Genomic DNA, 23,591 nt, shown 5'->3' with positions numbered 1-23,591 from the left:
AATGGCCATTCAGCCACCTTTCATACGATTGGGCTCATAAAAAAACCCGGCAATTGCCGGGTTTTAGAGGTCGCGAAGGCGACTCAGAAGAAGCTGCGGCCTTTGTTGGCCGCAATGCGCATGCGCAACGCATTCAGCTTGATGAAACCGGCGGCGTCCGCTTGGTTGTAGGCGCCCCCGTCTTCTTCAAAGGTGGCAATGTTGGCGTCGAACAGCGAATCATCGGACTTGCGGCCGACCACGATCACATTGCCCTTGTAGAGCTTCAGGCGCACCACGCCATTCACATTGGCCTGAGAAGCGTCGATCATCTGCTGCAGCATCACGCGCTCTGGGCTCCACCAGTAACCGGTGTAGATCAGGCTCGCGTAACGGGCCATCAGCTCGTCCTTGAGGTGAGCGACTTCCCGATCCAGCGTGATGGATTCGATCGCGCGGTGGGCGCGCAGCATGATGGTGCCGCCGGGGGTTTCATAGCAACCGCGCGACTTCATGCCCACATAGCGGTTTTCGACGATGTCGAGGCGGCCAATGCCGTTTTCTCCGCCAATCCGGTTCAATGTTGCCAAAACGGTGGCCGGTGACATCTCAACGCCGTCCAGGGCGACGATATCGCCATTGCGATAGGTGAGCTCGAGGTAAGTTGGGGTGTCGGGAGCCTTCTCGGGAGAGACGGTCCAGCGCCACATGTCTTCCTCGTGCTCAGTCCAGGTGTCTTCCAGCACGCCGCCTTCATAGGAGATGTGCAACAGGTTGGCATCCATGGAGTACGGAGACTTCTTCTTGCCGTGGCGCTCGATAGGAATGCCGTGCTTCTCGGCGTAGTCCATCAGCTTCTCGCGCGACAGCAGGTCCCATTCACGCCACGGGGCGATCACTTTGACCCCGGGCTTGAGCGCGTAGGCACCCAGCTCGAAACGAACCTGGTCGTTACCCTTGCCGGTGGCGCCATGGGAAATGGCGTCGGCGCCGGTTTCGTTGGCGATCTCGATCAGGCGCTTGGCGATCAGCGGGCGAGCAATCGAGGTACCGAGCAGGTATTCACCTTCGTAGACGGTATTGGCGCGGAACATCGGGAATACGAAATCGCGGACGAACTCTTCGCGCAGGTCGTCGATGTAGACTTCCTTTACACCCATCGCTTGAGCCTTGGCACGAGCTGGCTCGACCTCCTCGCCCTGGCCCAGGTCAGCGGTGAACGTCACCACTTCACAGTTATAGGTGTCCTGCAGCCACTTCAGGATCACTGAAGTGTCCAGGCCGCCGGAATACGCCAGAACGACCTTGTTTACGTCCGCCATGCCATCACTCCACGGGGGTTGTCCGAAAACCTCGGATTCTACTCTCCATGGCCGGGCATTTATAGGGGCGCGACAGCGAATGTTGTGAAGGCGACGTTACTATCAGCCTTTGGGCTTGCTCTGTGAAGGCACCGCAGCCGGGGAGGCAGGTGCAGGTATTGGTGCTGCTGAGGCTGGTGCTGCTGCCGCGGGTGTAGCGGCCGGTGCAGCTGCGGGGGCCGGTATCGGCACGGGTACTCGATCAAGCTGAATATTGACCCGGCGATTGCGTGCGCGATTGGCTGGAGAGCTGTTCGGCACCAAGGGGTATTGCTCTCCGTGGAAACGTACCACGATCTGCGACTCGGGAACCCCGTGCTGCGTCAGGTAATCCGACACAGCCATCGCCCGCCGGCGTGAAAGCTCACGGTTGGTCAGGCGGTTGCCGCTGTTGTCGGAATGGCCGTCGAGCTCGATGTGGTTAACGCTCGGGTCCGCCTTCAGGTACGCCAATACCGTATCCAGGCGTTTACGCCCGGCGGTATCGAGTTCGGTGCCCGAGGCAAACGGGATCTGGCTCATGCGCACTTGATCGAAGTTCATCGGCAACAGCTTGGCAGTGCACGCCTGGAATTCTGCCAGCGCCTGATTGAAGCGAACCGGCAATACGCGAACCTCCATGGGGCTGCCGGTTTCGCCGGAAAACACGCGCACGACCGCACTGCGCCCCTCCATCAAACCATTGAACAGCCCACTGGCCTGGCTCTGGCTGCTGGTCAACAGGGTCTGGCCGCTGCTCAACCGCACTGACCCCAGGTTCACATCACCACGCCCAGGTTGCCAGGCAGCTGCCGCCGCCAACAGGCTTGCCGAGCCATTGCCCAACGCCGAGCTGTTGGAATGAAGCTGGAAGACGGCCTTCTCACCAGCCCGACGTACGAACTCCCCTGCGCCAAAGTCGGCGATCGGCTGTGACAGTCGGCATTCGAACAGGTCGCCCTCCACCTTCCATTGCACATTCTCAAGGCGGGTCTGGAAAGTGAATGCCATAGCAGGCCCGGCACTAAGGGCACAGGCGAGCAAAGTCAGATAGGCGAGGCAAGGCTTGCGCACGGCAGGCTCCGGGAATTTGCGATCTACAGGCGGGGTATCGGTCAGGCGGGGTAAAACTTGATAGCGGATGCCCGACGCAGCCATTTCCGGTAGCATTCTGGTCCAGTTCGCCCCCAGGATTCCTCCATGACCGACCGCCTTTCCCTCCTGCGCCCCGACGACTGGCACATCCACCTGCGTGATGGAGCGGCCCTGCCCCATACCGTGGCCGATGCCGCCCGAACCTTCGGCCGCGCGATCATCATGCCCAACCTGGTGCCGCCGGTACGCAATGCCGCCCAGGCAGACGAATACCGCCAGCGGATCCTGGCAGCCCGGCCAGCTGGCAGCGGCTTCGAGCCGCTAATGGTGCTCTACCTCACCGACCGCACCAGCCCGGAAGACATTCGCACGGCCAAGGCCAGCGGTTTCGTCTATGCGGCCAAGCTATATCCGGCCGGCGCCACCACCAACTCCGACTCCGGCGTGACCTCGCTCGAACTGATCTATCCGGCACTCGAGGCGATGGCCGAGGTGGGCATGCTGCTGCTGGTGCACGGCGAGGTGACCCACGCAAACATCGATGTGTTCGACCGCGAAAAGGTGTTCATCGACCAGCACTTGCGGCCAGTCGTTGAGCGCTTCCCAAACCTCAAGGTAGTGTTCGAACACATCACTACCGCTGATGCCGCGCAATTCGTCGGCGAGGCGTCGGCCAACGTGGGTGCCACCATCACCGCCCATCACCTGCTGTACAACCGCAATCACATGTTGGTAGGCGGCATCCGCCCCCACTTCTATTGCCTGCCGATCCTCAAGCGCAACACCCACCAGGAGGCGCTGCTTGACGCAGCCACCGGTGGCAGCCCCAAGTTTTTCCTGGGTACCGATTCAGCGCCCCATGCAAAACACGCCAAGGAAGCCGCCTGCGGGTGCGCCGGCTGCTATACCGCTTACGCAGCCATCGAGCTGTACGCTGAAGCTTTCGAACAGCGAAACGCGCTCGACAAGCTCGAAGGGTTCGCCAGCCTGCACGGCCCGGCCTTCTATGGCCTGCCAGCCAACCAAGACCGCATCACGCTGGTTAAGGAGCAATGGACTGCCCCGGCGGTGCTGCCACTGGGTGATCGAGAGGTGGTACCGCTGCGAGCGGGCGAAACCTTGCGCTGGAAATTGCTGGAGGCTGGCGCGTGAGCGAAGACCTGTACGAGGAAGACATGGACCTGCCCCAACCTGGCGGCCCGCGCCACCCAATGGCGGCGCGCTTTCGCGGCTACCTGCCGGTGGTGGTTGATGTGGAAACCGGGGGGTTCAACAGTGCAACCGATGCGTTGCTCGAGATTGCAGCCACTTCGGTCGGTATGGACGAAAAGGGCTTCCTGTTCCCCGAGCACACCTGGTTCTTCCGTGTCGAGCCTTTCGAGGGCGCCAACATCGAAGCGGCAGCGCTGGAGTTCACCGGCATCAAGCTCGATCACCCTTTACGCATGGCCGTGAGCGAAGAGAGCGCCCTGACCGAGATTTTCCGCGGCGTGCGCAAGGCGCTCAAGGCCAACGGCTGCAAGCGCGCGATTCTGGTCGGCCACAACAGCAGCTTCGACCTGGGCTTCCTGAACGCCGCAGTGGCGCGCCACGACCTCAAGCGCAATCCGTTCCACCCTTTTTCGAGCTTTGATACTGCGACACTGGCAGGGCTTGCGTACGGCCAGACCGTGCTGGCCAAGGCCTGCCAGAGCGCCGACATCGACTTTGATGGCCGCGAAGCGCACTCGGCTCGCTACGACACCGAGAAAACGGCAGAGCTGTTCTGCGGCATCGTTAACCGTTGGAAAACCCTGGGCGGCTGGCGCGACCCTCAGGTGTAACTGCCTGCCCCGGCAACCGCTCGTCCCCGGGCGGGCCTGCCGGGGCATTCTCCTTTGACACGCATTCTCATTAACATTAGTATCCCGGCATCAATCGATCACAGCGATGGTTCCAGCGCTATGTATGTTTGCCTCTGCCAAGGTGTTACCGACGGTCAAATTCGCGAAGCTATCTATGAAGGCTGCTGCAGCTACCGTGAAGTTCGCGACGCAACTGGCGTAGGCACTCAATGCGGCAAGTGCGCGTGCCTGGCCAAGGAAGTGGTTCGCGATACACTTTCTCAAGTACAAACCGCGCGTGCTACCACCGGGGCCTATACCGCTGAATTTACGGCAGCTTGAACGACTCCAAATTCGACAAAACCGGGCCCTGCCCGGTTTTTTTATGCCCGAAATTCAATGGGTTAGCGCCGCGACGCGAGACACAAACATTCTTATTCCCATTAAAATTCACTTATTATTCAATAACTTAGGTTTGACAGCCTGCCGATCGCGGCGCACACTTTCGCCCATAGACCACGCATACGGACCGGGCCCCACTCATGAAAGGTGATATCAGCGTCATTCGGCACCTCAACGTCATCCTCGGCAACGAGTTGATCGCGATCAATCAGTACTTCCTGCATGCACGGATGTATGAGGACTGGGGCCTTAACAAACTCGGCAAGCACGAGTACCGCGAATCCATCGACGAGATGAAGCATGCTGACAAGCTCATCAAGCGCATCCTGTTTCTCGAGGGCATCCCTAACCTGCAGGAGCTGGGCAAGCTTCTGATTGGCGAGAACACCAAGGAAATGCTGGAGTGCGACCTGAGGCTGGAGCAGAAAGGCCTGGCCGACCTCAAGGCAGCCATCGCTCATTGTGAACAGGTAGGCGACTTCGGCAGCCGCGACATGCTCGAGGAAATCCTGGAGTCGGAAGAAGAGCACATCGACTGGCTGGAGACCCAATTGGGCCTGATCGACAAGATCGGGCTGGAGAACTACCTGCAGTCAGCCATGGGTGAAGAAGACCACTGATTCTAGAGCAATAAAAAAGCCCCGCCCATCAAAGATGGCCGGGGCTTTTTGTTGCCGCCTGCTTCAGGCCTGGGCGGCCTTGGCAGCGGCATCCTTGATCAGGGTTTGCAGCTCACCTTTTTCGAACATCTCAAGCACGATGTCACTGCCACCGACCAGTTCGCCGGCAACCCACAGCTGGGGGAAGGTCGGCCAGTTGGCGTACTTGGGCAGGTTGGCGCGGATTTCAGGGTTTTGCAGGATGTCGACGTAAGCGAATTTCTCGCCACACCCCATGAGAGCCTGAGAGGCACGCGCGGAGAAGCCGCACTGAGGCGCGTTGGGCGAGCCTTTCATGTACAGCAGGATGGTGTTCTTGGCGATCTGGTCTTTGATGGTTTCGATGATGTCCATGGAGCCCTCGGCTGGAACGGTAATTCGCGACACGGTCGGGGATTGTAACGGAAAGCCGAGTGCAATGCTTGGGCATTGCCCACCCGTTCAGGAGCCGAAGGGCACCGCAGGTGGCGGCCCCAGCATCTGAATTTCGGTAATCGTCTCCACTTCTTCCTGCCCAAGCTTTACGCCCGTCATTTCGCCGATCAGTTGCCATTGGCCATCGAGCTCACCGCTGATGGTCGCCATTCGGTCGATCATTCGCCTGCCGGCGGTGCGGGTCACCTCATCGTCACTGCGCAATAACTCGAACGACATGGAGGTCATTGCGGCAGTCAGATGGGTCAGCGTGCGGGCGGTTAACCCAAGCAACTCCATCAGTTGTTGTTCCTTCGCTTCCATTGCGTGGCTCCGTATCACCTGTGGATGCATTATTGCCCACGTCCTGTGTTTGTGGAATGGCGCTCCCGAGTAATAAGCGAAGGCCAGGCTGAGCCGGCCTACTAAGCAACCGACCTGACGCGCTCGCAGTGAGTTCACCGCCAAAAGGTGCCCTGTGGATCGACGGTTGATACCGCGGGATAATCGCTACTGCAGAGCCTAGCGGTGCAAATGCAAACAGGTGATGGTTGAAAAAGCAGGAAATACACTGCGCACTTGAAACTACGCGACATTTTTTTATAGCATCGCGTCTTTCCCCCTGTACTTTGCCGCCTGATGCGGCCGCCACCCTGACCCTCGCGAGGCAGCCGTGGCGCAATAAAGGTAGTCAATGATGAGCGCCAGGCACTTTCTCTCCCTGATGGACCTCACGCCGGATGAACTCTCGGCCGTGATCCGCCGAGGAGTAGCGCTCAAGCAGCTGCGCAATCAGGGCACCCTGTTCCAGCCCTTGCAGGGCCGGGTATTGGGCATGATCTTCGAAAAAGCCTCCACTCGTACGCGGCTCTCATTCGAGGCCGGCATGATACAGCTCGGCGGTCAGGCACTGTTCTTGTCCAGCCGCGACACCCAACTGGGCCGCGGCGAGGCGGTTCGCGATTCCGCCATCGTGATGTCGAGCATGCTCGATGCCGTGATGATTCGGACCTTTGCTCACGCCAACGTCGTCGAATTCGCGGCGCACTCGAAGGTGCCTGTGATCAACGGGCTCTCCGACGACCTGCACCCGTGCCAGCTGCTGGCTGACATGCAAACCTTCTTCGAACACCGTGGGGCCATCGAAGGTAAAACGGTTGCCTGGATCGGAGATGGCAACAACGTCTGCAACACCTACATCGAGGCTGCCGTCCAGTTCGGTTTCAACCTGCGCATCGCGTGCCCTGAGGGCTATGATCCCAGCCCGCGCTTCATGGCAATGGCCGGTGACCGCGTGCGCATCGTTCGCGACCCTCACGAGGCGGTCGCCGGGGCACACCTGGTGACCACCGACGTCTGGACTTCCATGGGTCAAGAAGAAGAAACCGCGCAGCGCTTGGCCCGTTTTGCTCCTTACCAAGTCAACAAGGCCCTGCTCGACAAGGCCGCCAGTGACGTTGTGTTCATGCACTGCCTGCCTGCCCACTGGGGCGAGGAAATCGCCGAGGAGCTGTTCGACGACCCACGCTCGGTGGTTTGGGACCAAGCCGAAAACCGCCTGCACGCACAAAAGGCCCTGCTGGAGCTTCTGGTCCAGCCTGGGTACCGGGCGGCATGACCGAGCCGCTGCTTACGCTTGATCGGGTGGCCTGCGGTTATGCAGGCCAGGCGGTAGTTCAAGGCTTGAGCCTCGCGCTTCAACCCGGCGAAATCGGGTGCCTGCTGGGCGCTTCGGGTTGCGGTAAAACCACCACGTTACGCGCGATCGCGGGGTTCGAACCCTTGGCCGGAGGGCAGATTCATCTCTCCGGTCGCTGCCTGGCCAAAGCAGGTTTCAGCGTAGCGCCGGAGCAGCGCCAGATAGGTATGGTGTTTCAAGACTACGCACTGTTTCCGCATCTCTCGGTCGCGGAGAACATTGCCTTTGGTCTAGAGCGCAAGCCTACGTCGCAGCGGCGAGTCGATGAACTGCTCGACCGCGTCAACCTTGGCGGCCTTGGCAACCGACGGCCCCATGAGCTGTCCGGTGGCCAGCAACAGCGCGTTGCACTGGCGCGCGCTTTAGCGCCCTCCCCTCGCCTGCTGCTGCTCGACGAGCCATTCTCCAACCTCGACGTGGAGCTACGCCGGCGCCTGAGCCTTGAAGTACGAGAACTGCTGAAGGCTCAAGGCATAGCCGCTTTGTTGGTCACCCATGATCAAGAAGAGGCCTTCGCCGTGAGCGACAAGGTGGGCGTCATGCGCGATGGCGTGCTCGAACAGTGGGGGGCGCCGGCCGAACTCTACCAACAACCCGCTACAGCATGGGTAGCCAAGTTCGTAGGCCAGGGTTACTTCATACCTGGGCAGATCAGGGGCCAATACCTGGATACCGAGTTAGGCGCCATTCCCCTGCCCGGCGATCAGTGGGCCCACGGCAGCACTCAATATCTGCTGCTGCGCCCCGAGCACCTGGTGCCAACGGCCGATAACGGCCTGCCGTGCACCGTTGTTCATCGTTACTTCCAAGGGGCCTGTACCGCTTATCGGTTGCGTACCCCGCGGGGTACTGAGCTCGAAGCGCTCCTGCCCTCCAGCGTAGCGGCCGCACCGGGGGCCTGTGTGCCCGTTGCCCGCCAAGCCTTGCCTGCGGTGCTGTTCGACAGCCTCAATTAAGCGGCATCAACAGCCTGCCATGCGCCACCAGCGTGGCATACCCACCAATCAAAACCCGGGCACCCTGCACCCTGCACCAGAGCTCCCCACCGCGGGTGGAGACCTGCCTGGCATGTAGGTTGTTCTTGCTCAAACGGCTGGCCCAGTAAGGCGCCAAGGCTCGATGGGCAGACCCTGTCACAGGATCTTCCGGGATGCCCAGGCGAGGTGCGAAACAGCGGGAAACGAAATCATGATCAACGCCTCTGGCGGTTATGTTCACCCCAGGCCAGCCCAACTGCGCCAGTGCATCCATGTCTGGCCGGCAAGCGCGCACGGCCTCTTCAGACTCGAGCACCACGAGCAAGTCGTTACCGGACAGCACATCCACGACCTCCACCTTCAGTGCTCGCTGCACGGCCAACGACACGCCCTCCTCTCGTAGCGGGTCGATCGCCATGTCCAGCCACAACCGCCCCTCGTCAAAACTGACCGGCAGCGGGCCCTTGGCACTGTCGAACAACAATGTCGTGTCGGTAATACCGCCGACAGTGCGCAATACATGGGCCGCCGCCAGGGTCGCGTGGCCGCACAGGGGGACTTCCGTGGATGGCGTAAACCAGCGGATTTGCCAGCCACCCGGTTGAGGCACGACAAAAGCGGTCTCAGCAAGATTGTGTTCGTTGGCGATACGCTGCATCTGCGCTGATGACAACCAACTTTCCAGCTGGTAGACGATGGCAGGGTTCCCAGCAAACGGCCGGTCACTGAATGCGTCAACTTGAAAGTAGTCCAGCGCCATAGCGGTCCCTCGAAGAGCGGTTTGCTTGAGGGTAGCCTATGCCCGGCCAATAGTGGCGAATTGGCCTTGGGTGTGTTCGGCCAATACATCCGCAGCCAGCTCAACCTCCAGACCGCGGCGGCCGGCACTCACATGAATGGTGGGGAAGCCGCGGGCGCTGGCGTCGATAAAGGTGCGCAGGCGCTTCTTCTGGCCCAGGGGGCTGATACCCCCGACCAGATACCCACTGCTGCGCTGCGCGGCAGCCGGGTCCGCCATGTCGCACTTTTTGGCCCCTGCCGCTTGCGCCAGTGCCTTTAGGTCGAGCGAACCCTCTACGGGCACCACGGCCACCAACAACTCTCCCCGCTCAGTGCTCGCCAACAAGGTCTTGAAGACCCTGGCGGGCGCAAGCCCGAGCTTTTCCGCAGCCTCCAGGCCGTAAGAAGCCACTTTTGGATCGTGGGTATAACTGTGCACGTGGTGTTCGGCACGTGCTTTTTTAAGAAGGTCCAATGCCGGGGTCATGGTCGGGATGTTCCGTAGCCGCGGGGTGATGAGCGGCATTTTAACCTTTGGCATCAAAACGAAGAAACTTGTTCACTTTCGACCTTTGACATTATCGTTTCATGTCTATATTTTTTCGTTTGTGAATATCGCGCCCAGGCCAGCCTTTCCCTGTGCGCCGGCAGCGCCGCCAAGGCGCAACAACAACAAAAATGAGGTGAAGGATGTCACACGCATTGTTTAAACCGACCCTGGCTGGCCAGTGCTTGGCCGAATTTCTGGGTACAGCTCTGCTCATCTTCTTCGGTACGGGCTGTGTTGCCGCACTCAAAGTCGCCGGTGCCAGCTTTGGCCTTTGGGAAATCAGCATCATCTGGGGGGTAGGCGTCAGTATGGCGATCTACCTTACCGCAGGCGTTTCCGGCGCCCATCTCAACCCAGCCGTCAGCATTGCGCTCTGCCTTTTCGCGGGGTTCGAGCGGCACAAACTGCCCTTCTACATCATCGCTCAAGTCGCAGGCGCCTTCTGTGGCGCGGCATTAGTGTACCTGCTCTACAGCAGCCTGTTCTTCGAATACGAAAACGCTCACCACATGGTGAGGGGCGCAGCTTCCAGCCTTGAGCTGGCCGCAGTGTTCTCCACCTATCCGCATCCTGCGCTGTCCATTGCCCAAGCCTTCGCGGTCGAGGTCGTCATCACGGCCATTCTCATGGGTGTGATCATGGCCTTGACCGACGACAACAACGGCCTGCCACGGGGCGCGCTCGCACCCCTGTTGATCGGCCTGCTGATCGCAGTGATCGGCAGCGCCATGGGCCCGCTCACCGGTTTTGCCATGAACCCGGCACGTGATTTCGGGCCCAAACTCATGACGTTCTTCGCAGGCTGGGGCGAGATCGCCTTCACCGGCGGCCGCTCGATCCCGTACTTCCTGGTACCGATCTTCGCCCCTATCGTCGGCGCCTGCCTGGGCGCGGTGGCCTACCGCGTGCTGATTGCCCGCCAACTGGTCCCCGGCAACGCTCCAGAACCTTCCACTGTCGAAAACAACAAGGAAGCCAACGCCCGCGCCTGAGCGCAGCGTTGGCCACACTCCCTACAAAAAAAGGCAACCGTCATGACCGACAAGCAATACATCATCGCCCTTGACCAGGGCACCACCAGCTCCCGCGCTATCATCTTCGACCGCGACGCCAATGTGGTCGGCGTGTCGCAGCGTGAATTCACTCAACACTACCCGCAACCGGGTTGGGTCGAGCATGACGCCATGGAGATCTTCGCGACCCAAAGCGGCACCATGGTCGAGGCCCTCGCCCAGGCCAGCATCAGCCACGCGCAGGTAGCCGCGATCGGTATCACCAACCAGCGCGAAACCGTCGTGGTCTGGGACAAGGAAACCGGCCGCCCGATCCATAACGCCGTGGTCTGGCAGTGCCGCCGCAGCGCCGGGATCTGCGACCAGCTCAAGCGTGATGGCCTGCAGGACTACATTCGCGATACCACCGGTCTGGTGATCGACCCTTACTTCTCCGGCACCAAGGTCAAATGGATCCTCGATAACGTCGAAGGCTCACGGGAACGCGCTCAGCGCGGCGAATTGCTATTCGGCACCATCGATACCTGGCTGATCTGGAAATTCACCGGCGGCAAAGTGCACGTCACCGACTACACCAACGCCTCGCGCACCATGATGTTCAACATCCATACGCTTGAGTGGGACAAGCGCATGCTCGATGTCCTTGGCGTTCCCGAGCAGATGCTGCCCCAGGTGCGCAGCTCATCGGAGGTATATGGCCAGACCAAGAGCGGCATCGACGTGGCGGGTATCGCTGGCGACCAGCAGGCAGCGTTGTTCGGCCAGATGTGCGTTGCGCCAGGCCAGGCGAAAAATACCTACGGCACCGGTTGCTTCATGCTCATGAACACCGGCACCGAGGCTGTGACCTCTCGCCATGGCCTGATCACCACCTTGGCCTGTGGCCCAAAAGGCGAGGTGGCCTATGCGCTGGAGGGCGCCGTATTCAACGGCGGCTCCACCGTGCAATGGCTGCGCGATGAGCTGAAGATGGTCAACGATGCTTTCGACACTGAGTACTTTGCCACCAAGGTCAAGGACACCAACGGTGTGTATCTGGTGCCTGCGTTCACCGGCCTGGGCGCACCGTACTGGGACCCGTATGCCCGTGGCGCGCTGTTTGGCCTGACGCGCGGGGTGAAAGTCGACCATATGATCCGCGCTGCCCTCGAATCGATCGCTTACCAAACCCGCGACGTGCTCGAAGCCATGCAGCAGGACGCCGGGCAGCCGCTTGAAGCACTGCGAGTCGACGGTGGCGCTGTAGCGAACAACTTCCTGATGCAGTTCCAGGCAGACATCCTCGGTACCCGCGTCGAGCGCCCCAAAATGCGCGAAACCACCGCACTGGGTGCGGCCTATCTGGCGGGCCTGGCCGTCGGCTTCTGGAACAGCCTGGATGACCTGCGTGAGAAGGCCGTCATAGAACGCGAGTTCGAGCCGCAGCTCGACGCACAGGAACGAGACAAGCTTTACAAAGGCTGGAAACAGGCAGTCAGCCGCACCCAGGGCTGGGCCGCACCCGACGCGTAACACCCGGGCTGCGCCTCCGGACGCCCAGTATCGTTCGCGGATTCGCGCCCGATACTGGGCTTTTTCATGCCCGATATAGGCAGAAGCGAAACGTGCGACTAGCCTTGCGCCGCCCAGGGGGCCTGCGCATGATCAACCTTTGAGCGCTGGAGTGCGTGGCGGCACCTGTCGCCGCTGGCCGGTCGCCTCGAAGGCACTGGCGTAACGCAGCAGGTTGGAATCATCGTAGGCACGGCCAGCAAAAGTCAGCCCCACCGGCATACCGATATCGGCCATCACCCCCATGGGCACTGTGACCGTCGGCACCCCGAGGTGGCGAATGGCAAGGTTGCCATTGGCTACCCACACGCCATTGCTCCAGGCGATGTCTGCTGCGGCGGGGTCTACGTCGGCATTGGCCGGCGCGACATCCGCAACCGTTGGGAAAATCACGGCGTCGAGCCCCTGAGCCTGCATCCACTGTTCCAGGTCGATCTGGCGGGTGCGTTCCAGGCCACGCAGGCCATCGGGCAGGGTTTCGATTCGGTCCCATGGCACGATGCCGCGTTCGGCCATACGCACGTACTCATCCATCCCTGCCGCCAGGTCGCCCTCACGGTTGGGTAGCGTACCGGGGTCGTGAGGGAAGATCAGCTCGCCTTTTACATCCACGAGGCGGTTAAGGGCCGGGTCGCCGTTTGCCTGCAGGAAATCATCGAAGGCCCAGGCACTCAACGCCCACAGCTCATCATGCAGGAAGGCTTCGCTGACCAGCCCGCGGTTGAATACCGTAGGCGCACCTGGGCGGTCGCCTTCGCAGTTGGAAACCAGCGGGAAGTCCGTCTCGATCACTTGCGCGCCTGCCGCCAGTAACGCATCGCGAGCCTGCTCCCACAATGCGATGACGCTGGCACGGGTGTGGATGCGCTGGCCAGTCGGCCCACCGATGCCGGGGTTGGCCGAAGTGCCGGCGGCCTCGTCGCGGTTGATGAACATGCGCGGTACCCCAAACCGCTTACCTGCCAGGGAGCTTGGGGTGGCCTTGAGCTCAGCGTAGCTCGCTGGGCGCACCTGCTCAACGCTGGGGAGCGGCACCCACGGCTGCAGGCGCCACAGATCGCCGCGAGGGTCGGGGTCGGGGGCGACGATCACCTCGAGCACCTCCAGCAGGTCGCCCATGGTACGGGCGTAGGGCACCACCACATCCATGGTCGGGGTCAGCGGCCAGTTGCCGCGCACTGAAATCACGCCACGAGACGGCGTATAGGCGCACAGGCCGTTATTCGACGCCGGGCCTCGCCCGCTGGACCAGGTTTCTTCGGCCATGCCGAATGCAGCAAAGCTGGCTGCGGTCGCAGTGCCAGCGCCATTCGAGGAGCCCGAGGCGAAGGGCGCGGTTAGAAAGCTTGCGTTGTAGGGGCTTTCGGCGCGGCCGTACACACCACGCTGCATGCCGCCGTTAGCCATTGGCGGCATGTTGGTCTTGCCCAGGCAGATGGCGCCGGCCTGGCGCAGGCGCTCAATGGTGAAAGCGTCGCGCTGGGCGACTAGGTGCTGGAACGCGGGGCTGCCCGACGCCGCCGTCATGCCTTTGACCAGATAGCTGTCCTTGGCGGTATAGGGAATGCCGTCAAGCGGGCCGAGGCATTCACCACGCGCGCGGCGGGCATCAGAGGCCTGCGCCTCGGCCAACGCTTGCCGGTTGCGCACTACCACCGCGTTCAATGCTGTCGCCGTGCCGACTCGATCATAGGCATCGATCCGTGCCAGATAGGCTTCGACAAGCTGCACCGACGTCGCCTGGCCGCTTTCGAGTGCCTGGCGCAGCTGGGCAATGGACGCTTCAGTGACTTCGATCATGGAGTATGCCCTTCCTTATCAACACAGCCCGCCCTGCGTCAGCGGTATCTGGCTCGACTGTATAACGGCCGACGTAGCCGCACTCACTTCCTGACGCACTTTTGCCCTCGTAGGCTTCACACTCGGCATGTAATTTCTGGCCCCCTGAATTACCAGAGGTGCATACCATGCTAAAGCAACTATCGATGATCGTCCTTGCAAGCCCCTTGGTAGGGTGCGTTGCCACGCCTCTCGAGGAGGCGCCAGCGCCCCTCTGGCAGCCGCAGGTACCGCAGGCACCTGCAGTGTACGTCCACCCTCGCAGTGCGGGGCCAACTCAGTCGAAGATGTGCAGGCAGGTGTCCTGCAGTCCCCGGCCGATGCCTGCGCATTGAAGCACCGTCGGATTCCCAAACGCCCCAGGCGAGCGAGAAACACCCGCCGAGCTTGATACTGCGCTGCGGCTCAGCGCTTGAAGTGCGCCACTGCATCGGAGAAGCGCTGGCACGCTTGCTCGGTCGCTGTGACGGCGCGATAGAGCGCGCGCCCTTCCCCGCTACGCACCACCAGCTTGCAACGCCCTTGGCGCGCCTTGTACAAGTCGACCTTGGCCACTTGATTGAAATACACCAGCACCTGCAAATTGCGTGAGACACCCGGGCGAGATGCAGCGGTTTCTTCACCCACCGGCTTGGCGTACAACGGCCCGCTAGCGTAGCCGAAATAATCGGGTGTCACGTACGTTTGATCAGGGGCGCGTTTGCCCGGCAACCCCTGCAAAACCTCCACCATGGCAGCGCGCGCTGGCTCATCACCAATCGGTGCGGGTGTGTAATCCACCGTTCGGCTCCCGCAACCGGCCAACATCAAGGCGGCCAGCCCAACAATCCCTGCCTTCATCCCTTCGCTCCTGGGTCATCAAAGGGCGCGAAGGATACCGGCTCACCAGCTCAAAGGCCACGTTCAGCCCTGTAGGCTCTGCACGCATCACCGAAGGCTTGGAATAACTTGACCGACACCGGGTTACTTGCCGCCAGCCACTCAGGGTGCCACTGCACCGCAAGCAGAAACGACGCGAGGCTTTCTCCACCGAAGGCCTCGATGACCCCGTCCGGCGCGCGACCAAGGACTTCAAGGCCTGCAGCCAACCGGGCGATGCCCTGGCCATGCAGTGAATTCACGCGAATTTCAGTGCTTCCCAGCGCATCGGCCAACCAGGAATTGGCGGCCAGGCTTACGCTATGGCTGTCGCCATATTGCTCGGCGATGGGGGCGTCAGGGTTTTCCCTGTGATCCATCACCCCTGGCTGAGCGTAGAGTTTTTGATGGATGTCGCCGCCCAGGGCCACGTTGATTTCCTGCATGCCGCGACAGATGCCGAACAGTGGCACACGCCGCTCGAGGGCGGCGCGGATCAACGGCAGGTCGAAGTTATCGCGATCACGGTCCTGGGGTTTTTCTGGGGTAAGGTTTTCCTGACCGTAGTGCGCAGGGTCGATATTCGAGCCGGCGCCCGTCAGATACACACCATCTGCCAAGGCGAGGTATTGCTGGAGGTCGTCGATGCCGCAGCAGGTGGGCACCAGCAACGGTACACAGCCGGCAAGTTCTACCAGAGGTGTGATGTACTTGTGGGTCATCACCTGGTACGGATGGCCCTTGCGCTCCTGCGCCCCCATGGTCATGAGCACGACCGGTTTATCACGCGAAGCTGTTGCACTGGTCACGATTGCACCGCCAAGGCTTGTTGTTTGTAAAATATCTCAATCGAAGAGGCCCGATAATAGCCGTCCAAGACCCAATCTCGGCTGATAGCCTCATAAGATGTAAAACATACTAAACAAAAGCTCTCGCACCCGGCAAATATTCCCACACACAAATGCCAAGCCCCGAAGGGCACATACCGTTCGGGGCTTGGCGGTGCCACGGTGCACGCAACCTATTTGGCCACGGGCATCGCGAACTCTGCGCCTTTCTCGATGCTTTCTGGCCAGCGCTGCATGATGGACTTCTGCTTGGTATAGAAGCGCACACCCTCAGTGCCGTAGGCATGCATGTCGCCGAACAGGCTCTTCTTCCAACCGCCGAAGCCGTGCCAGGCCATAGGCACCGGAATCGGCACGTTGATGCCGACCATTCCTACTTCGATACGCCGCGAGAACTCGCGGGCTACGTTGCCATCGCGAGTGAAGCAGCTCACACCGTTACCGAACTCATGTTCGTTGATCAGGCGTACGGCTTCGGCGAAGTCCGGCACGCGCACACAGGCCAGAACAGGGCCGAAGATCTCTTCACGGTAGATCGCCATTTCCGGGGTAACGTGATCGAACAAGGTCGCCCCCAGCCAGAAGCCGTTCTCAAGCCCCGCCTCGGCTGGCTTGAAGCCCCGGCCGTCCACCACCAGGCTAGCCCCCGCGTCAACGCCTTGCTGAATGTACCCGGTGATGCGCTCATGCGCCGCGCGGCTGACGATGGGCCCCATCTCTGCCTTGAGGTCACGGCCGTCGGTCACACGCAGCTCGGCCGCACGTCGGGCCAGCGCCTCTACCACTTTATCGGCCACATCCCCGACCAGCACCGCCACCGAGATGGCCATGCAGCGTTCGCCAGCACTGCCATAGGCAGCGCCCATCAGGGCATCGACGGTTTTCTCGATATCCGCGTCGGGCATGACCACCATATGGTTCTTCGCCCCGCCCAACCCTTGCACGCGCTTGCCGTTGCGGGCGCCAGTTTCATAGATGTACTGCGCGATCGGTGTCGAGCCTACGAAGCTAAGCGCTTTGACGTGCGGGTGCTCAAGCAGCGCATCGACCGCGACCTTGTCACCTTGCACCACGTTGAACACACCCTTGGGCAGCCCTGCTTCGCGCAACAGCTCGGCCATGAACAACGACGCGCTCGGATCGGTAGGGCTGGGTTTGAGCACGAAGGTGTTACCGGCTGCGATGGCGATCGGGTACATCCACATGGGGACCATTACCGGGAAATTGAACGGCGTGACACCGGCCACGACGCCCAGCGGCTGGCGCACGGTCCAGTTGTCGATACCACGCGATACCTGATCGGAGTGGTCCCCTTTGAGCAGGTGTGGAATGCCGCAGGCGAATTCCAGAATATCGATGCCACGCTCTACCTCACCCTGGGCGTCGGTGAACACCTTGCCATGCTCGGCGGTGATGATGCGGGCAAGGTCGTCCTTGCGCTCCTGCAGCAGCTGCAGGTAGCGGAACAGTACGCGGGCACGGCGAATGGGCGGAGTATCGCTCCACTCGGGGAACGCCGCACGTGCCGCAGCCACGGCTTCATCGACGGTGCTGGCGCTCGCCAATGCCACACGCCCGGTGACCTCACCGGTGGCGGGGTTGTAGACATCCTGGTAGCGGTCGTCACGGCTGACGCGGGCGTCGTCGATGTAATGCTCGATGGTGGTGCTCATGGCGGTTTTCCCTCAGCTGTCGATGGGCGATGTGCCCACGATAGCGTTGGAATTTGTTCTTAACGAGAGCAGAATCCAGAACTCATTGTGCGCTCAGGAGAACAATAACCCTATGGATCGTGTGCAGGTCGACGGCCTCTGGTCGCACATTCATTGGCTGGCGGTGCTTGAGGACCAAGGCACTTACACCGCAGCTGCTACCCGCCTGGGCGTAAGCAAGTCGGTGGTGAGCCAGAAAATCAGCGACCTGGAGCGCGCTGCAGGGACTTCCTTGGTCACTCGAACCACCCGCAGCGTCCGGCTCACCGAAGCGGGCGCGGCGCTTACCCGTGAAGTGCGAGGTGCCTACGCCCACATTGAGCAGAGCTTCCGGACAGTTCGTGACTCAGCCGGCGCCGTCGGTGGCCTGCTGCGCCTGACCGCTCCGGTCGCCTTCGCCCGCCAGCAACTGGTGCCGCACCTTGCAGGCTTCTTCGCGTTGTACCCTCAGGTGCGCATCCAGTTGGACGTATCCGACGCTCTGAGCTCTATTGCCGCGCAAGGTTATGACCTGGCGGTGCGCCACAGCTTTCAGGTGCCCGAGACCCATGTCGCCTGGAAGCTCTGCGACACCGCGTCGGTGCTGGTGGCCAGCGAGCAGTACCTGGCCGATTACGGTGAGCCGGCCTCGCCCCAGGCCCTGAGCGGGCATAACTGCCTCTACTACCCCCGAGGAGCCGACCAGCCCGCATGGACGTTCGAGCGCAGCGCCGGCAATGCAGATGACGCCGAGCGAGTCACCGTACCCATCAGCGGAAGCTTTGCCACCAATAACAGCGAAGCCCTGCGTGATGCGGCCCTCAACCATATCGGTATTGCCCTGCTGCCGGATTTCAGCGCACACGCGGCACTGGCTGCTGGCAGCTTGCGCAGAGTGCTGCCGGGGTGGCGGCTCAGGGGGGCCTTTGCAGGTGAGATCTACTTGATCAGGCCTTATTCCCCACAGGTACCGCGGGCGGTGACGGCACTGGTGGGGTATCTGCGGGAAAAACTCGGGAATGGTTTTCCAATGCCCTGAAAGCACAAAACCCCTGAAGCAGGAGGCTTCAGGGGTTTCGCTAATGTGGCGGTGAAGAAGGGATTTGAACCCTTGATACAGTTTCCTGTATACACACTTTCCAGGCGTGCTCCTTCGACCACTCGGACACTTCACCGGGTTCGGCACAGGCTTGCTGTACCGAGGCGCGCTAATGTAGTCGAAAGCTGTGCTGATGGCAAAGGTTTTTTTGCAGAATTTTCATGTGCTTAACCAGCGCCCCTGCAAGGGCCCTGTGACCGGGCGGTCAGCCTTGGTGCTTTACCTGCACGCTGGCGATGGGTAACGTCACGCACCACACTGCCCTGGAACGGACGCACCTCCCATGACCGACCTGATCGATTACCGCCTCAACGACGGCGTCGCCACCTTGATGCTCAACAATGGCAAGGTCAACGCCCTGTCGCCTGAGGTGATCACCGCTTTCCATCAGTGCCTTGACCGCGCACAAGCTGACGACGCCGTTGTGCTGATCACGGGGCAAGCCGGTGTGTTTTCCGGAGGCTACGATCTGAAGGTCATGGGGGCCGGCATGGCCCAGGCCACCGAGCTGGTCGCCAGCGGTTCGGCGCTGGCGCGCAGGCTGCTCGCCCATCCGGCACCGGTGGTGATGGCCTGCAGCGGCCACGCCATTGCCAAGGGCGCCTTCCTGCTGATGTGCGGCGACTACCGCGTCGGCATCGAGGGCCCATTTCAGATTGGCCTGAACGAAGTGATGATCGGCATGACCATGCACCATGCGGGTATCGCGCTGGCGCGCGCGCGCCTGCAGCCCGCGGCTTTCGAACGCGCAGTGAACAATGCCGAGATGTTCAACCCCCAGGCCGCGGTCGCTGCAGGGTTTCTCGACGAGGTGGTTGAGCCAGCACGCTTCCAGGAACGCGCCGAGGAAGTGGCGGTGAAGCTTTCGCATCTCAACCGCAATGCTCATGCAGCCACCAAGCGCAAAGTGCGCAAAGCTTTGCTCGAAGCACTCGACCACGCCATCGTGCTCGACCGCGAGCAGCTTCTCACCGCCTGAATCCTGCCGTTCATTTGCCGCCAGCGGCGCGCGACCGTACACTTCCTGCCTTCAGCACAAAGGTATGGCGCGCGATGCTTTATTTGCTCCGCATGGTCCTGGTGGGCCTGAATTTTCTTTTCGTCGGTTTCGTCGGCCTGATCATTGGCATGCTGCGGCCATTCAACCCCGACAACAACCGCCTTTACGGTCGCCTGTACAGCCACCCAGCCTTACGTATTCTGGGGCTGAAGCTCGAAGCCGAGGTCGGCCCCCTGCACGACCAGCCTCCCGGGTGCGTGATCATCGCCAATCATCAATCGAACTGGGACCTGTTCCTGCTCGGCACCGTGGTGCCCCGTCGCATGGCCTGCATGGGTAAAAAAAGCCTCAAATGGGTACCGCTGTTCGGCCAGTTGTTCTGGCTGGGCGGCAACGTGCTGCTCAACCGCGAAAACGCCTACCAGGCCCGCCGTGCGCTGCGCACCACCTCACGGGTACTGGCTGAGCAGAACACCTCGATCTGGATTTTCCCGGAAGGCACGCGCAACGCCGGCGAAACGCTGCTTCCCTTCAAGAAAGGCGCCTTTCAGATGGCCATCGAAGCGGGCGTTCCCATCGTTCCGCTGTGCGTAAGCCGCTACCGTGGCCGGTTGAATTTCAATCGCTGGCGCAGCGGCGAGCTTCGCGTACGATCACTGCCGCCAATCCCGACCCAGGGCATGACCAGCAAGGATGTGCCTGAGTTGATGGCGCGCTGCCGCGAGCAGATGCAGTTCTGTATCGATCATCTTTCTGCGCCGGCGGCACAGAACTCCGTCGCGCCTGTTCGATCTTAAGCTCCACACTTATAAAAAGGGCGGGCCAGCATGGGCAGAGTGGTTGCCTCGGCGGTGTATGCCGCCGGCAAGAAACTTCGTGACATTCCAATCGATCAAGGGCGGGAGTGGGCTAAGGAACCCGGCCACTTTGTCTGGATAGGCCTGGAAGAGCCCGATGCGCAAACTCTGGCCACGTTGCAAGCCCAGTTCAACCTGCACGAGCTGGCTATCGAAGATGCACTTGAACGCCACAGCCGCACCAAACTGGAAACCTTCGGGGATGCGCTGTTCATCGTGACCTATTCGCCCGTTCGTGAGAATGGCGTGCTGGTATTCATCGAAACCCATATCTTCGCCGGCAAAGGCTACGTGGTGACGTGCCGCAACGGGCACTCGGCTTCCTACGCGCAGGTTCGTCAACGTTGCGAGGCGCGCCCATTGCTGCTGGATCACGGCGAAGACTTCGTGCTGTACGCCCTGCTGGATTTCGTGACCGAGTGTTACCACCCTGTTGCCGAGGCGATCCATCAGGAGATCGAAGTACTGGAGCGTCAGGTGCTGTCTCGTCATCCGCCCGAGGACGATATCCGCCAACTCCACCAACTGCGACGGGAGCTGCTGCGCCTGGGCCGCTACCTGGCGCCGATGGTGGAGATCAGCGAGGAGCTGCAAAGGCTGACGTTCCCGTTCATTGACAAGAATATGCGGCCCTACTTTCGCGACGTGCAGATCCACGTCAACCGGCAAATGGAAGACCTTGCAGGGGCGCGTGACATCGCCGGGCAGACCATCGAGATCGGCATGCTGCTGGAGTCTGCGCGCCAAAGCATCACCCAGCGCAAGTTCGCTGCCTGGGCTGCCATTCTTGCGCTGCCTACCGCCATCGCGGGCATCTACGGCATGAATTTCCAGTACATGCCCGAGCTCAACTGGCACTACGGCTATTTCGCCGTATTGGGGGTGATCGGCGGTGGCTGCTGCGGTTTGTTCGCGATTTTCAAGCGCTCTGGTTGGCTTTAGTGCTTCCAGCAGCTACAAATCGCATCATCCACTCGGCCACCGTTGCTCCGTCGTGGTCATGGGCCAGGCTGGCCATTGCGGCGGCATAAACGTCATCGCCCAGGTGCATTTGGCGCAAGTCCAGCAGTGCACGCGAGTAGTCATGCACGAATTCGGGGTGGCCCTGGAAGCACAGCACCTGGTCGTTGAGCTGGTAGGCCGCGAACGGGCAAAATTCGCTAGAGGCGACCACTGTCGCGCCCTCGGGAAGCTGGGTGACTTGATCCTGATGGCTGATCAGCAGCGTCAGGCCTTGCGCCGCAGGCGTCATCCAAGCAGTAGGTTGGCCGACTTTATAGCGGTGGGTACCTACGCCCCATCCCTGATGGGCTCGCTCAGCCTTGCCGCCCAGCGTCAATGCCAGTAGCTGATGACCAAAGCAGATACCCAACAATTTGGCGCCTTCTGCATAGCGAGCGAGCAGAAAGTCCTTGAGCGGCGCAATCCAGTGGTCGTCGCCGAAAGAGTCGGCCTTGCTGCCGGTGACCAGGTAGGCGTCATAGGGCTGGCCAAGCTCGGGGTAGCGGCCGTCTACTACATTGAAGATCTCGAACTCAGCAGCAATCGGCTGGCGCTTGAACAGCTGCGTGAACATATGGCCATAGCCCCGGTAACGCTCCACCAGCTCAGGGCGGATATGGTCGGTTTCCAGGATGCAGATTCGCAATGGCATGGGCGGCCTCTCAAGTTGGCGGGCAAGGCCCGTACAAAAACCGCCAAAGCCTGCAACGAAAGCGACGCGCTGGCAAGGGCTGACGAACGGTCAATAGCCCGAACGGCCTGCTGGAGCGGCTCTAGCATGAGAGTGGCAACGCCTCAAGTTATCGTTCCATAAGACTTTGGCATGAAAAACATTATTAGTGCGTACAAACCGCTCTAAGCCGCGTGACGATTCATGCTTACAGTAAAGGGGTGAGGCCACGTAAACGGGGGCTTGCGACACGTTATGCATCATGCTCAGCACCTGCGGCCTAGAACGGATGGGCCAGCACGGGCAGGCAATAACAACAATGAAGGCATGCAGCCATGTTCAAACATCCCAAAATTCGCCAAGCGAGCTTAATCGTTTTTGCCACCACCCTGGTGCTGATCATTCCCAACCTGGGACGCTGGTTCGGCTAACGCCAGCGATAAAAAAGGCCAGCAATGCCGGCCCTCTTTCACGCCACGCGGGTCAGGCGTTGAGCTTGCGTACCCGCTGTTTGACACCCCAGCCTTCGAACTCGCCTCCCAGTGGCCTTACCACCTTGGCGAAATCCTGTTCGAATTCATCGATGCCGTCGTAAGTGGCAAACATCAAGCGCGACAACTCCAGGTGCCAGCCTCCCTCCTCGCGCTCATGCACCTGTGCGTTCAGAGACTCGCCACGGAACTGACCGGCCGCCGCGCGTGCGGTGCCCTCATCGGGAAACGTGGCATAGAACTCAATGGGGTGGATGCTGGCAAAGTCGAAACCACCTTCTTTCATACGGCGCAGAACGGCTGTGCTGACGTCTTCGGAATAGGCATTGCTCATGAAACGTCCTCCCAGGTTGCTATGGATAGGGCTTTCAGTGTTCCGTGGGCCTCCTGTTACGAGGTTCGTGCAGGGCGTTGCATGTTGCGAGGTACGTGTTGCGCGGTTCGAGTGGCTGAAGGGTAGGAACGCCCGGCGCGCGCCGGGCTTGCCTTCACTGTAGCGGGATCCGGCTCAGGCAGCTATCTCTTGGATGGAAGTGATCTTCACTCCATTCTGCTCCTCCAGCCACTTGGCCGTGGGAGCGGTGACTCGACCCTCGAAATCGTTGAGGTCGGCTTTTTCGATCACCGGGAACAGGTGCGCTCGGATCGCCAATGCCGCCTCTTCAGCGCTGGGGCACTGCTCGGAGCGGATCGGCAGGCGGGTGGGTACGCCTTTCTGATCAACGAAGGTGATCTCCCACTCTTTCATCGGCATCTCCCTCCACAGGATGAGGACGGACAGCCTCCACGATGGCGGCTGTTGTCCTACTCTTGACCCACGGGCCCTGCCGGTTGTTCCAGCGCTATGCATGGCGCCCAACCCCATGCGATGGAAGGCCATAAATATCCTCGCCGCCCCGCTTGCGCGGCGCCTGTCACGTCACTACCTTAGCGCCTTCCCGTTTGCCCCCTGCG

25 protein-coding genes and 1 tRNA gene are annotated in these 23,591 nt (G+C 61.0%); 12 read left to right on the top strand and 14 right to left on the bottom strand.

Features of this window, described 5'->3' with window-relative positions:
* Nucleotides 1–83: 83 nt before the first annotated feature.
* Complete coding sequence (locus tag F474_RS08975; protein ID WP_097085485.1) at nucleotides 84–1,301, bottom strand: argininosuccinate synthase; 1,218 nt, start codon at nucleotides 1,299–1,301, stop codon at nucleotides 84–86.
* Between the two features lie 102 nt (nucleotides 1,302–1,403).
* A complete protein-coding gene (locus F474_RS08970) occupies nucleotides 1,404–2,330 on the bottom strand; it encodes an OmpA family protein (RefSeq protein WP_256577759.1) in 927 nt (308 codons plus the stop codon).
* Nucleotides 2,331–2,519: 189 nt separating this feature from the next.
* On the opposite strand from F474_RS08970, the gene pyrC reads away from it, so the two are divergent.
* From pyrC to bfr, 4 genes are all read left to right on the top strand, one after another.
* Nucleotides 2,520–3,566, top strand: coding sequence for a dihydroorotase (pyrC, locus tag F474_RS08965; protein WP_097085486.1), 1,047 nt, complete (start codon nucleotides 2,520–2,522; stop codon nucleotides 3,564–3,566).
* 23 nt (nucleotides 3,567–3,589) lie between these two features.
* Nucleotides 3,590–4,237: a ribonuclease T gene (gene rnt, locus F474_RS08960; protein ID WP_371916150.1), complete on the top strand. Its 648-nt coding sequence runs from the start codon at nucleotides 3,590–3,592 to the stop codon at nucleotides 4,235–4,237.
* A 120-nt stretch (nucleotides 4,238–4,357) separates the two neighbouring features.
* Nucleotides 4,358–4,579, top strand: coding sequence for a bacterioferritin-associated ferredoxin (locus tag F474_RS08955; RefSeq protein WP_097085488.1), 222 nt, complete (start codon nucleotides 4,358–4,360; stop codon nucleotides 4,577–4,579).
* A 200-nt stretch (nucleotides 4,580–4,779) separates the two neighbouring features.
* A complete protein-coding gene (bfr, locus tag F474_RS08950; RefSeq protein ID WP_097085489.1) occupies nucleotides 4,780–5,259 on the top strand; it encodes a bacterioferritin in 480 nt (159 codons plus the stop codon).
* Nucleotides 5,260–5,322: 63 nt separating this feature from the next.
* Here the strand turns inward: bfr and grxD are convergent, their stop codons facing one another.
* Nucleotides 5,323–5,652 (bottom strand): Grx4 family monothiol glutaredoxin, encoded by a 330-nt coding sequence (gene grxD / locus F474_RS08945; RefSeq protein ID WP_097085490.1) that lies wholly within the window; start codon nucleotides 5,650–5,652, stop codon nucleotides 5,323–5,325.
* Between the two features lie 87 nt (nucleotides 5,653–5,739).
* Nucleotides 5,740–6,036, bottom strand: a complete 297-nt coding sequence (locus F474_RS08940) for a hypothetical protein (protein ID WP_097085491.1) — start codon at nucleotides 6,034–6,036, stop codon at nucleotides 5,740–5,742.
* Between the two features lie 373 nt (nucleotides 6,037–6,409).
* Here F474_RS08940 and argF point away from each other — a divergent pair, with 373 nt between their 5' ends.
* Both argF and F474_RS08930 read left to right on the top strand, forming a co-directional pair.
* On the top strand, nucleotides 6,410–7,330 hold the full coding sequence (gene argF / locus F474_RS08935; protein ID WP_097085492.1) for an ornithine carbamoyltransferase: 921 nt from the start codon (nucleotides 6,410–6,412) through the stop codon (nucleotides 7,328–7,330).
* Nucleotides 7,327–8,367: an ABC transporter ATP-binding protein gene (locus F474_RS08930; protein WP_097085493.1), complete on the top strand. Its 1,041-nt coding sequence runs from the start codon at nucleotides 7,327–7,329 to the stop codon at nucleotides 8,365–8,367. The genes argF and F474_RS08930 overlap by 4 nt, the downstream gene beginning before the upstream one ends.
* On the opposite strand, the gene F474_RS08925 is transcribed toward F474_RS08930, so the two are convergent.
* Nucleotides 8,360–9,148: a PhzF family phenazine biosynthesis protein gene (locus tag F474_RS08925; RefSeq protein WP_097085494.1), complete on the bottom strand. Its 789-nt coding sequence runs from the start codon at nucleotides 9,146–9,148 to the stop codon at nucleotides 8,360–8,362. The two genes, F474_RS08930 and F474_RS08925, sit on opposite strands and share 8 nt — an antisense overlap.
* A 36-nt stretch (nucleotides 9,149–9,184) precedes the next feature.
* Nucleotides 9,185–9,655: a Cys-tRNA(Pro) deacylase gene (gene ybaK, locus F474_RS08920; protein ID WP_097085495.1), complete on the bottom strand. Its 471-nt coding sequence runs from the start codon at nucleotides 9,653–9,655 to the stop codon at nucleotides 9,185–9,187.
* Nucleotides 9,656–9,858: 203 nt separating this feature from the next.
* Between ybaK and F474_RS08915 the strand changes: the two genes are divergently transcribed.
* Both F474_RS08915 and glpK read left to right on the top strand, forming a co-directional pair.
* Nucleotides 9,859–10,710 (top strand): MIP/aquaporin family protein, encoded by an 852-nt coding sequence (locus F474_RS08915; RefSeq protein ID WP_097085496.1) that lies wholly within the window; start codon nucleotides 9,859–9,861, stop codon nucleotides 10,708–10,710.
* Nucleotides 10,711–10,752: 42 nt separating this feature from the next.
* Nucleotides 10,753–12,243: a glycerol kinase GlpK gene (glpK, locus tag F474_RS08910; protein WP_097085497.1), complete on the top strand. Its 1,491-nt coding sequence runs from the start codon at nucleotides 10,753–10,755 to the stop codon at nucleotides 12,241–12,243.
* A gap of 132 nt (nucleotides 12,244–12,375) precedes the next feature.
* On the opposite strand, the gene F474_RS08905 is transcribed toward glpK, so the two are convergent.
* From F474_RS08905 to F474_RS08890, 4 genes are all read right to left on the bottom strand, one after another.
* On the bottom strand, nucleotides 12,376–14,082 hold the full coding sequence (locus F474_RS08905; protein WP_097085498.1) for an amidase: 1,707 nt from the start codon (nucleotides 14,080–14,082) through the stop codon (nucleotides 12,376–12,378).
* A 444-nt stretch (nucleotides 14,083–14,526) separates the two neighbouring features.
* Nucleotides 14,527–14,961, bottom strand: coding sequence for a hypothetical protein (locus tag F474_RS08900; RefSeq protein WP_097085499.1), 435 nt, complete (start codon nucleotides 14,959–14,961; stop codon nucleotides 14,527–14,529).
* A gap of 50 nt (nucleotides 14,962–15,011) precedes the next feature.
* A complete protein-coding gene (locus tag F474_RS08895; protein ID WP_097085500.1) occupies nucleotides 15,012–15,746 on the bottom strand; it encodes a gamma-glutamyl-gamma-aminobutyrate hydrolase family protein in 735 nt (244 codons plus the stop codon).
* A 254-nt stretch (nucleotides 15,747–16,000) separates the two neighbouring features.
* Nucleotides 16,001–17,500 (bottom strand): CoA-acylating methylmalonate-semialdehyde dehydrogenase, encoded by a 1,500-nt coding sequence (locus F474_RS08890; RefSeq protein ID WP_097085501.1) that lies wholly within the window; start codon nucleotides 17,498–17,500, stop codon nucleotides 16,001–16,003.
* A gap of 112 nt (nucleotides 17,501–17,612) precedes the next feature.
* On the opposite strand from F474_RS08890, the gene F474_RS08885 reads away from it, so the two are divergent.
* Nucleotides 17,613–18,557 carry a LysR family transcriptional regulator gene (locus F474_RS08885; protein ID WP_097085502.1) on the top strand — a complete coding sequence of 315 codons (945 nt, stop codon included), beginning with the start codon at nucleotides 17,613–17,615 and terminating at the stop codon, nucleotides 18,555–18,557.
* Nucleotides 18,558–18,603: 46 nt separating this feature from the next.
* On the opposite strand, the gene F474_RS08880 is transcribed toward F474_RS08885, so the two are convergent.
* Nucleotides 18,604–18,693, bottom strand: a tRNA-Ser gene (locus F474_RS08880).
* A gap of 207 nt (nucleotides 18,694–18,900) precedes the next feature.
* On the opposite strand from F474_RS08880, the gene F474_RS08875 reads away from it, so the two are divergent.
* The 3 genes from F474_RS08875 (at nucleotide 18,901) to F474_RS08865 (ending at nucleotide 21,416) form a co-directional block, all read left to right on the top strand.
* Nucleotides 18,901–19,596, top strand: a complete 696-nt coding sequence (locus tag F474_RS08875; RefSeq protein WP_097085503.1) for a crotonase/enoyl-CoA hydratase family protein — start codon at nucleotides 18,901–18,903, stop codon at nucleotides 19,594–19,596.
* 74 nt (nucleotides 19,597–19,670) lie between these two features.
* Complete coding sequence (locus F474_RS08870) at nucleotides 19,671–20,414, top strand: 1-acyl-sn-glycerol-3-phosphate acyltransferase (protein WP_097085504.1); 744 nt, start codon at nucleotides 19,671–19,673, stop codon at nucleotides 20,412–20,414.
* 30 nt (nucleotides 20,415–20,444) lie between these two features.
* Complete coding sequence (locus tag F474_RS08865) at nucleotides 20,445–21,416, top strand: magnesium and cobalt transport protein CorA (protein WP_097085505.1); 972 nt, start codon at nucleotides 20,445–20,447, stop codon at nucleotides 21,414–21,416.
* Here the strand turns inward: F474_RS08865 and F474_RS08860 are convergent.
* From F474_RS08860 to F474_RS08850, 3 genes are all read right to left on the bottom strand, one after another.
* Nucleotides 21,394–22,128 carry an amidotransferase gene (locus F474_RS08860; RefSeq protein ID WP_097085506.1) on the bottom strand — a complete coding sequence of 245 codons (735 nt, stop codon included), beginning with the start codon at nucleotides 22,126–22,128 and terminating at the stop codon, nucleotides 21,394–21,396. The genes F474_RS08865 and F474_RS08860 overlap by 23 nt on opposite strands.
* A 501-nt stretch (nucleotides 22,129–22,629) precedes the next feature.
* Nucleotides 22,630–22,971, bottom strand: coding sequence for a ribonuclease E inhibitor RraB (locus F474_RS08855; RefSeq protein ID WP_097085507.1), 342 nt, complete (start codon nucleotides 22,969–22,971; stop codon nucleotides 22,630–22,632).
* Nucleotides 22,972–23,145: 174 nt separating this feature from the next.
* Nucleotides 23,146–23,385 carry a hypothetical protein gene (locus F474_RS08850; RefSeq protein WP_097085611.1) on the bottom strand — a complete coding sequence of 80 codons (240 nt, stop codon included), beginning with the start codon at nucleotides 23,383–23,385 and terminating at the stop codon, nucleotides 23,146–23,148.
* Nucleotides 23,386–23,591: the final 206 nt, after the last annotated feature.

This window comes from Pseudomonas sp. URIL14HWK12:I12, from assembly GCF_003097135.1.
Taxonomy (GTDB): Bacteria; Pseudomonadota; Gammaproteobacteria; order Pseudomonadales; family Pseudomonadaceae; genus Aquipseudomonas.
The sequence above is the reverse complement of the archived record's forward strand: the minus strand, read 5'-3'. Positions and strand labels throughout refer to the sequence as shown.

Excerpts from the sequence above, each read along its gene's own strand:
- F474_RS08890 (WP_097085501.1), bottom strand. The coding sequence starts at position 17,500 with ATGAGCACCACCATCGAGCATTACATCGACGACGCCCGCGTCAGCCGT.
- glpK (WP_097085497.1), top strand. The coding sequence starts at position 10,753 with ATGACCGACAAGCAATACATCATCGCCCTTGACCAGGGCACCACCAGC.
- F474_RS08860 (WP_097085506.1), bottom strand. The coding sequence starts at position 22,128 with ATGCCATTGCGAATCTGCATCCTGGAAACCGACCATATCCGCCCTGAG.
- F474_RS08970 (WP_256577759.1), bottom strand. The coding sequence starts at position 2,330 with ATGGCATTCACTTTCCAGACCCGCCTTGAGAATGTGCAATGGAAGGTG.
- rnt (WP_371916150.1), top strand. The coding sequence starts at position 3,590 with ATGGACCTGCCCCAACCTGGCGGCCCGCGCCACCCAATGGCGGCGCGC.
- pyrC (WP_097085486.1), top strand. The coding sequence starts at position 2,520 with ATGACCGACCGCCTTTCCCTCCTGCGCCCCGACGACTGGCACATCCAC.
- F474_RS08900 (WP_097085499.1), bottom strand. The coding sequence starts at position 14,961 with ATGAAGGCAGGGATTGTTGGGCTGGCCGCCTTGATGTTGGCCGGTTGC.
- F474_RS08885 (WP_097085502.1), top strand. The coding sequence starts at position 17,613 with ATGGATCGTGTGCAGGTCGACGGCCTCTGGTCGCACATTCATTGGCTG.
- F474_RS08930 (WP_097085493.1), top strand. The coding sequence starts at position 7,327 with ATGACCGAGCCGCTGCTTACGCTTGATCGGGTGGCCTGCGGTTATGCA.
- argF (WP_097085492.1), top strand. The coding sequence starts at position 6,410 with ATGAGCGCCAGGCACTTTCTCTCCCTGATGGACCTCACGCCGGATGAA.
- F474_RS08850 (WP_097085611.1), bottom strand. The coding sequence starts at position 23,385 with ATGAAAGAGTGGGAGATCACCTTCGTTGATCAGAAAGGCGTACCCACC.
- F474_RS08865 (WP_097085505.1), top strand. The coding sequence starts at position 20,445 with ATGGGCAGAGTGGTTGCCTCGGCGGTGTATGCCGCCGGCAAGAAACTT.
- F474_RS08870 (WP_097085504.1), top strand. The coding sequence starts at position 19,671 with ATGCTTTATTTGCTCCGCATGGTCCTGGTGGGCCTGAATTTTCTTTTC.
- F474_RS08855 (WP_097085507.1), bottom strand. The coding sequence starts at position 22,971 with ATGAGCAATGCCTATTCCGAAGACGTCAGCACAGCCGTTCTGCGCCGT.
- F474_RS08915 (WP_097085496.1), top strand. The coding sequence starts at position 9,859 with ATGTCACACGCATTGTTTAAACCGACCCTGGCTGGCCAGTGCTTGGCC.
- F474_RS08955 (WP_097085488.1), top strand. The coding sequence starts at position 4,358 with ATGTATGTTTGCCTCTGCCAAGGTGTTACCGACGGTCAAATTCGCGAA.
- F474_RS08895 (WP_097085500.1), bottom strand. The coding sequence starts at position 15,746 with ATGACCATGGGGGCGCAGGAGCGCAAGGGCCATCCGTACCAGGTGATG.
- ybaK (WP_097085495.1), bottom strand. The coding sequence starts at position 9,655 with ATGACCCCGGCATTGGACCTTCTTAAAAAAGCACGTGCCGAACACCAC.
- F474_RS08925 (WP_097085494.1), bottom strand. The coding sequence starts at position 9,148 with ATGGCGCTGGACTACTTTCAAGTTGACGCATTCAGTGACCGGCCGTTT.
- bfr (WP_097085489.1), top strand. The coding sequence starts at position 4,780 with ATGAAAGGTGATATCAGCGTCATTCGGCACCTCAACGTCATCCTCGGC.
- F474_RS08975 (WP_097085485.1), bottom strand. The coding sequence starts at position 1,301 with ATGGCGGACGTAAACAAGGTCGTTCTGGCGTATTCCGGCGGCCTGGAC.
- F474_RS08940 (WP_097085491.1), bottom strand. The coding sequence starts at position 6,036 with ATGGAAGCGAAGGAACAACAACTGATGGAGTTGCTTGGGTTAACCGCC.
- grxD (WP_097085490.1), bottom strand. The coding sequence starts at position 5,652 with ATGGACATCATCGAAACCATCAAAGACCAGATCGCCAAGAACACCATC.
- F474_RS08905 (WP_097085498.1), bottom strand. The coding sequence starts at position 14,082 with ATGATCGAAGTCACTGAAGCGTCCATTGCCCAGCTGCGCCAGGCACTC.
- F474_RS08875 (WP_097085503.1), top strand. The coding sequence starts at position 18,901 with ATGACCGACCTGATCGATTACCGCCTCAACGACGGCGTCGCCACCTTG.